This is a genomic window from Acaryochloris sp. IP29b_bin.137 (genome assembly GCF_028285745.1).
Lineage (GTDB): Bacteria > Cyanobacteriota > Cyanobacteriia > Thermosynechococcales > Thermosynechococcaceae > Acaryochloris.
In genome coordinates, this window is the sequence record NZ_JANQOP010000353.1 from 1 (window position 1) to 7,024 (window position 7,024).

The 7,024-nt window shown below is 48.5% G+C and carries 6 protein-coding genes and 1 pseudogene; 2 read left to right on the forward strand and 5 right to left on the reverse strand.

Annotated elements, in window-relative coordinates; translation table 11 throughout:
* Positions 1–132 precede the first annotated feature (132 nt).
* From Q0991_RS23815 to Q0991_RS23830, 4 genes and pseudogenes are all read right to left on the reverse strand, one after another.
* Positions 133–492: pseudogene (locus Q0991_RS23815) on the reverse strand (sigma-70 factor domain-containing protein); the annotation flags it as partial.
* Between the two features lie 120 nt (positions 493–612).
* The gene (locus Q0991_RS23820) at positions 613–771 is read right to left on the reverse strand and encodes a high light inducible protein (RefSeq protein WP_299493367.1); all 159 of its coding nucleotides are present in this window, start codon (positions 769–771) and stop codon (positions 613–615) included.
* Between the two features lie 311 nt (positions 772–1,082).
* Complete coding sequence (locus Q0991_RS23825) at positions 1,083–1,226, reverse strand: chlorophyll A-B binding protein (RefSeq protein ID WP_299493369.1); 144 nt, start codon at positions 1,224–1,226, stop codon at positions 1,083–1,085.
* A 424-nt stretch (positions 1,227–1,650) separates the two neighbouring features.
* Positions 1,651–2,319, reverse strand: a complete 669-nt coding sequence (locus tag Q0991_RS23830; protein ID WP_299493371.1) for a Mo-dependent nitrogenase C-terminal domain-containing protein — start codon at positions 2,317–2,319, stop codon at positions 1,651–1,653.
* A gap of 160 nt (positions 2,320–2,479) precedes the next feature.
* Between Q0991_RS23830 and Q0991_RS23835 the strand changes: the two genes are divergently transcribed.
* Complete coding sequence (locus Q0991_RS23835) at positions 2,480–3,952, forward strand: DEAD/DEAH box helicase family protein (RefSeq protein WP_299493373.1); 1,473 nt, start codon at positions 2,480–2,482, stop codon at positions 3,950–3,952.
* 354 nt (positions 3,953–4,306) lie between these two features.
* Positions 4,307–5,008: a BON domain-containing protein gene (locus Q0991_RS23840; protein WP_299493375.1), complete on the forward strand. Its 702-nt coding sequence runs from the start codon at positions 4,307–4,309 to the stop codon at positions 5,006–5,008.
* Here the strand turns inward: Q0991_RS23840 and Q0991_RS23845 are convergent.
* Positions 5,005–6,957: a thiamine pyrophosphate-binding protein gene (locus Q0991_RS23845; protein WP_299493377.1), complete on the reverse strand. Its 1,953-nt coding sequence runs from the start codon at positions 6,955–6,957 to the stop codon at positions 5,005–5,007. The two genes, Q0991_RS23840 and Q0991_RS23845, sit on opposite strands and share 4 nt — an antisense overlap.
* Between the last annotated feature and the right edge of the window lie 67 nt (positions 6,958–7,024).

Sequence of the window (7,024 nt, forward strand, 5' to 3'; positions counted from 1 at the left end):
CTTTTTGTCGGAAGTCATTGCTATAGGGGGCGGGCATTGAAATAGGCAGAAAAGACATGGTCCTATTTTGTCCTAACTAGCTCCTCAATTGCTATAGCCTTTGGTTGGATCAAACTTCTCCACTCCTCGTTACAAGCCAATCGTGCCTTCTTGGATTAGATCGAGGAATTCAAGCTTAGCTTTGTTGTATTTCTTGGCAATGGAGACGACCAAACGCAAATTGGACTCAACCATTTTACGATTGGCGATTTGCCCCAACTTCAGGTCTTTCTGAAGTTGAGAGACAGGAATTTCAGCCTGTTCTGCCCACTCCGACAGAGTAGGCTCCCGTTCGAGTTTTTCCTGCAACTGTTGTTTGAGTTCCTGCAACGTGATCATTTGTTGAACTTGTTTGCCAAAAATGATTTCTTGCTCATGATCCAACAAAGGAAACCGACCAATTTCCTGCAAGTAAGTGGTAATCGAGTCTTTGCTCTGAACTGAGGATTTCATGATGGAGAGGATTCAAGGGTGGAGGGGAGGGTGAAACAAATGACCCCAGCTCAAAACTGGGGTCAAAACGTAAAGGCAGCTAAGGACCATTCAGGATGATCAGTCTGACGCAAGGAGAGGTTAATTGATAAAAAAGATAAACGCAGTCAGTTGTCCAATGATTCCTTTTCCTGTCAATATTTCAGTGACCAAGGCGATGAAAAATCCATACATGGCTAAGCGACCGCTAAACGTCTCCGCATAGCTGTTAAAACCCCAGGTCTGGTTTTTGATGCTCATGGTATTTAACTCCGTAATAAAAATTCACTTATGTAAATTATTGTAAATATTATGTAAATTATTGTCCACCAAAGTTCGAACTTTCGGTTGGGATGGATGCTGAGGAAAAATGTTGACCCAGCCATATTGAAGAGAAAGGGCAAAATCCATGAAAAAACCCAGCCGAGAGGCTGGGTATAAGGAGGGTTTAGTTGTGCGACAGTCGAAGCCGCTTGATCCGAAATTTCGTTCTGCAAATACTAATTAATGTCTGGTAAGTAAAAAGACGCAGGTGAGAGGAGAGTCAAAAGGTTAGCAACGTCAGAAGCGATTTACATCAATCCCCAGAAGTGGAGGACGCCCTTGCCAGTTACGAGTTCAATAATCAAGGCAATGTAGAGACCAACCATAGCAAGACGGCCACTCCAAGCTTCTGCAAAGGGGTTGAAACCAAAAAAGTTGTTGGATGAATTCATAATCTTAGACTCCGTGAAACCATGTGTGTTGTAACTTTATATGAATAAATGTAACAAAAACTTAATCAACTGTCAACAGCATGGATCGCTTTTCTGTTTCCTGAGTGCTTAGGGGGAGATCAAACATAAAGCCTGTGGGAATAAATGGACTCCGCAGATCCTCGTGGAAAAAAACTATCACTTTTTTACCCATGAGGTAGGGCAAATTCTCTAGAAATCTGGTGGTCCAGATTCCTGAAAAGGTGTTGTGGTGTTGGCATAATGCCGATGCGATCTCAGCTTGGCAACAAATGCCGCAAAAAACGCTGAGAGAGGTTCATCATCTCAGCGCTACTTACTCAATATGCAGGATGGGGGATTAAGGGGCGTACATCCCTTTCATTTCGGTCAGCAACAGACTTTTCTCGACCGACTACACGACCCATTAAATGTAGGAGGAGACATCCTCTTTACAGTCATCCGCTAGATAGGATAGAGCCTTAAACCGCAAGCCGACAAGCTGCTCGTAGAGGGGATTGAGTTTGCACATGGGGGGAATATGAACCACCTTTTTGCCAAATAGGGTGATATCCCGCTCAAACGGACATTGGGAAGGAATCATTTTGCACAAAAATCGAGCAACTTCAGGGTCTTGAATATCCAAACCATCCAGCCATTGGCGCACGGGCTTTAGGGGATCGCGGGACTGTCTTTCAGTCGGTTTAGGAGTATCGCCCAGAGCTTCACCGTCTAGGGTGAGCCTGAGGGAGTCAACGGCGGTCAGCTGAACTCGCAGGGCTTGGGCAAAGGTTTCTAGAACTTGATCTTCGGAGCTAGAGTACACCCCATCGGCCAGTGCAACCATCACAGCGGTTCGCAAAAAGTTTTCCGCAACTTTGGGGTTATCTCCTAACCCATCGGCCAGTTCTTCGGGAGAGATGGGTTTAAAGGAATCGTTCTCTAGATCGGGCGTCAATTCATTAGCCACTACTTCTTCAATCAGAGACTGTTCCTGAGGATCAAATTTGCCATCCGACCAGGCAATGGTCATTAAGCCTCGAAGCCAAGTAGAGGTTTGATCCGCCGTGAAAGTAGATTGCGAGCTAGTTGTCATAACGTTTCTCAGACGTAGGTCACCAAATAAGTCTTTGCAAAGTGCCACTGCTCACTGATTGTAACCTTTGCGAACAGAGGATGCTCGCTGTTTCCGATCCTCTCCTGGTAAGTTTGAATGAGGGGACTCCACCTGAGAACAGCTTATTTAGGCATTTTCAATGGCGCGCAAGCCAACCTTAACCTACGATCGCGGCACGCTTATTTTGCATCCTCCACCCAAGGGCAAAGACTGGCTGGATTATGCAACTTGGGATGATCGGGTGGAGCGGTTTCGAGTCCCCGCGATTGAGTACAGATCCCTACTGACAGCCACGCAAATCACCGATCCGCGTCTGGTAGATCAGGCCAAATCCTATGAGACTTTAGAACTGGCTCCCAGTCTGCAAATGGAGCCCTATCCTCATCAGCAAGAGGCGCTAGACGCTTGGCAGCAGCAATGTCGAGGGGTTGTAGTCTTACCAACTGCAGCCGGAAAAACCTATCTGGCCCAGTTGGTCATCCAGGCGACCCAACGCAGTACGTTAATCGTTGTCCCAACGCTGGATTTAATGCATCAATGGTATGCCCACTTGGTGGCCGCTTTCCCGGATGCGGAGATTGGTTTGTTAGGCGGTGGATCACGCGATCGCACCCCAATACTGATCGCCACCTACGATAGTGCCGCCATCCAGGCCGAAAACCTGGGCAATCGCTATGGTCTGCTGGTGTTCGACGAATGCCACCATTTACCCAGCAGCTTTAATCGGGTGATTGCTGAATATGCCATTGCGCCCTATCGTTTGGGATTAACCGCAACCCCGGAACGAAGTGATGGTAAGCATGAAGATTTAGACGGTCTGATTGGTCCGACCGTGTATCGCCGATCGGCTGAAGAACTGTCTGGGGTGGCCTTAGCCAAACATAAGACCGTACAAATTCAGGTCAAGCTCTCCACTCAGGAACGAGAGCGATATGACGAGCTGATTCAAACTCGTAACCAGTTTCTCCAATCTGCTCGGATTTTTCTAGGCAGCTTAAAGGGTTGGCAGCAGTTTGTGCGGGAGAGTGCTCGCTCCAAAGCGGGACGGAGAGCCATGTTAGCCCATCGTCAGGCCCGTGCGATCGCATTCGGTACGGAAGGCAAACTCCGCATCTTGGCGGATCTCTTAGCCCAGCATCACCCTGAGCAAACGCTAATTTTCACTGACGACAATGCCACCGTCTATCGAATTTCCCAGGATTTCCTGATTCCAGCTATTACCCACAAAACTCCCGTCAAAGAGCGTCATGATATTTTGCAGCGATTTCGTTCGGGGGATTACCCTACTCTGGTCGCCTCTCGCGTCCTTAATGAAGGTGTAGACGTTCCAGAGGCTAGCGTTGCGATCGTATTATCGGGAACTGGATCAACCCGAGAGTACGTGCAGCGACTAGGGCGAGTGCTGCGCAAAGGTAAAGATCCCAGTAAGCTAGCCCTTCTTTATGAAGTTATTGCTGAAAATACAAGCGAAGAAAATACAGCTCGTCGCCGTCAGCCAAAGCGAAAGAGGGTGCAGCTATCAGTAATACCTGATCAGTATGGGAAAACGGATGTTTCAACACCCCGCGCTGCGGAGAAAACAATCAATTGGCAGAAGAAAACCGATTTTTGAGTTGAACACCATACTCAATTCTTGATTCTGCATTTTAACGGTATGGCATGCTCCAATCACTCTAGGTAGATAAAATTCGTGATGGAGGTTTCTCTTTAAAAAATTTCCCCGATGTACGGGGCTTGAAGCACAAACCATGGCCGCTTCAAATTTTCAATAACCCCTCTCAGAATTTTCTCAGTCTTTCACGCTACCCTAAACGTAATGAGCTTGGGTGATGTTCATTGTTGATGGCTATCCTTGAGTGCACTCAGGCATTAGCCAAACGTGAATGTTCGCCATCAGTCATGGGGTTGTGTAAGGGGGGTAATAGGTGCAGGTCCCCACGGCTGTTTTCAGACGGAGGTAAACCGTATGAAATATGCTCCCCTCGCTCTATCAACGCTTGTTGCTGTACTGACAATAGATATAGCAGTCGCTCAGGCAGAAAATATACCCCAGCCCCAATCTGAATCAACTGTACTTCTCGCCGGGAAACATAAAGGGTTCCGTCAGGGTAACTTTAGGCATCAACGACAGTTTCACCCACGCCATTTTAGAAAATTTCCTCGTCACCATCATTTTCGACATCGTAAATTTCGACGGTTCCCTGGTCGGTTTCGGCATCGTCCCTTTCACCATCGTCGATTTGGCAGACGATTCTATCCCCGTTTCCGACACTACCCCTACATTCGGAGGCGCTATCCTCGCTACTATCCTTACTATTACCCTTTCTCGCGACGACTATATTTCAACGGATATTCTTTCCCGCGTCGGCGCTCCTACATCGCGCCCGAACATATTGGGCCGGAAGGCAAATATGATCACCAAGGACTGGCAAAGAGAATCATTTTGGGTTTGGTCGCCGATCCAGATTTAAAGCCCTTAGTCGCAACGTTGAATATTCAACAAAAAGGAGAGAAAGTATTTCTGAGCGGTGAAGTTCCAAATCAGGATGCCTTAGACCAAGTCATTGAACTGGTTAAAAACACTAAGGGAGCTAAATCAGTTGATGTCACTGAGGTGGTTGTGCAATCTGAATCTGAAGTAGAGGAGGGCGATATTCCCTCCTCCTAAATCAGCTCGGCATCCGTTATAATCTCAACCAGTGCAGGTCCCTTGTAGGCTAAGGCTTCTTTCAAAGCGGAGTCTAGGTTCTGCTTGTCCGTCACTCGCACCCCATATCCACCACAGATTTGGGCGTATTGGGAGAAGTCAGGATTATGCAAACTGGTTTGCCAAACATCCCATTCCCCAGCCCGCTGCTCCTTGGAAATCTTACCCAGCTCACAATTATTAAGGAGGACATGGGTAATGTTCATGTTGTATTTCACGGCTGTTGTGAACTCAGCCAGATATTGCCCTAATCCTCCATCTCCAGAAACAGAGACAATGGGGCGCTCATGGCCTACGGCAGCCCAAGCTCCCATGGCACCAGGGAAACCAAAGCCAATAGAGCCTAAATATCCAGACATTAAGACTGACTGGGCTTCACATTCAAAGTAGCGACCAAACGAATAGGTGTTATTGCCCACATCGACGGAGATAACGGCATTGCTTGGTACTTGCCGAGTCATGGCAGCAAAAATCGCCGCGGAGTTAATGCCCTTGCCATGATCATCCTGTTCTCGTTTACGCTTTTCTGCTTGCCAGATTTGCCAACGTTGGGCTACTTCTGGTCGCTGATCAATCGTTTGGATGTGTCCAGTCAATGCCGTTTGGAGCTGGTCAACGACAACGCTAATTTCACCCCAGACGGGGACCGTAATGGGGTGGAATATGCCCAAGGCCAACGGATCGAAATCGACCTGGATAATCGGTTTACCCGCATAAATGCCAGTGTGATTAGAGAAGGATGCGCCAAAGACCAGTAAGACATCCGATTCATTCATAAACCAACTGGCAATGGGGGTTCCACTGCGCCCAAGGACACCACAGCCCAGGGGGTGATGGTCGGAAATTTGCCCTTTGCCCTTAAAAGTTGTAAGTACGGGGGCATTGAGCAGTTCAGCAAGCCCTGTAATGCCTGACATAGAGAACCGTGATCCGTGTCCCACAATAATCACAGGTCGCTGACTCTTTTTCAGCAAGTCAATGGCTTGGTTGAGGGATTTGGCGGGTGGTGAGATGTGTAAGGGCGTTATGCGGCCATTGGGACTAGAGGCTTTGAATTCAGTAGCAGGCTGGGTCTGAATCTCATCAGGGAAAATTAAATGGGCCACATCCCTTTCTAGCAGGGCATGCTTAATGGCTTGCGTCATCAACTCACCATGCTGACTGTGACTAAGAATCGTTTGGCTCCAGGCCGCTACCCCTTGAAAAGCGGCGGATAGATCGCATTCTTGGAAGTTGCCCGTTCCTAAAACCTGAGTATTGACCTGTCCCGTTAAGGCCAAAATGGGGGCACGATCTACTTTGGCATCCCATAGGCCTGTGAGTAAATTGGTGGCCCCCGGCCCAGCGATGGTAAGGCAAGCGGCAGGACGTCCTGTCAGTTTGGCATAGGCGGAGGCCGCAAATGCACCGGCCCCTTCATGACGGATTCCAATAAATTTGAGATTGCCCTGTTCTTCTTGGCGTCGGAGGGCATCGGCAAGGCCCAGATTGGAATGGCCGACCATTCCAAATACATGGGTGATACCCCAATTCACCATGGTTTCAGCCATCACATCGGTGACGGTGCGGGTATGGGGTGGTTCGGTGGCTAAGCCTACGTAGATGCCATCCTCTCGGACCTCTATCGGGAAGGTCTCAAGCGCATCATCTACGTCTAAATCCCCAGGCGGTTGACCCGTTAGGGGACAATAGTCCCAACCATGCCAAGGGCAGCGGAGGAGACCATTTTCAATGGAGCCTTCCCCCAGGGGTCCGCCTTGATGGGGGCAGCGATTATCCAACGCACCATATTGCCCCTGGTAATGGGTGATTGCTAGGCTTTTGTGACCTGTGATCGCAGTTGTGACTCGCCCTTCTGGTAGCTCATCGAGTCCCAATACCCGAAACCATTGGAGGGAGGTATCAGCCATTCTTCAGTTCCTTCACTGCTCGTGGATTAGCGTTTATGCTCAGGGTTTTTGAAATCCGTTTTACAAC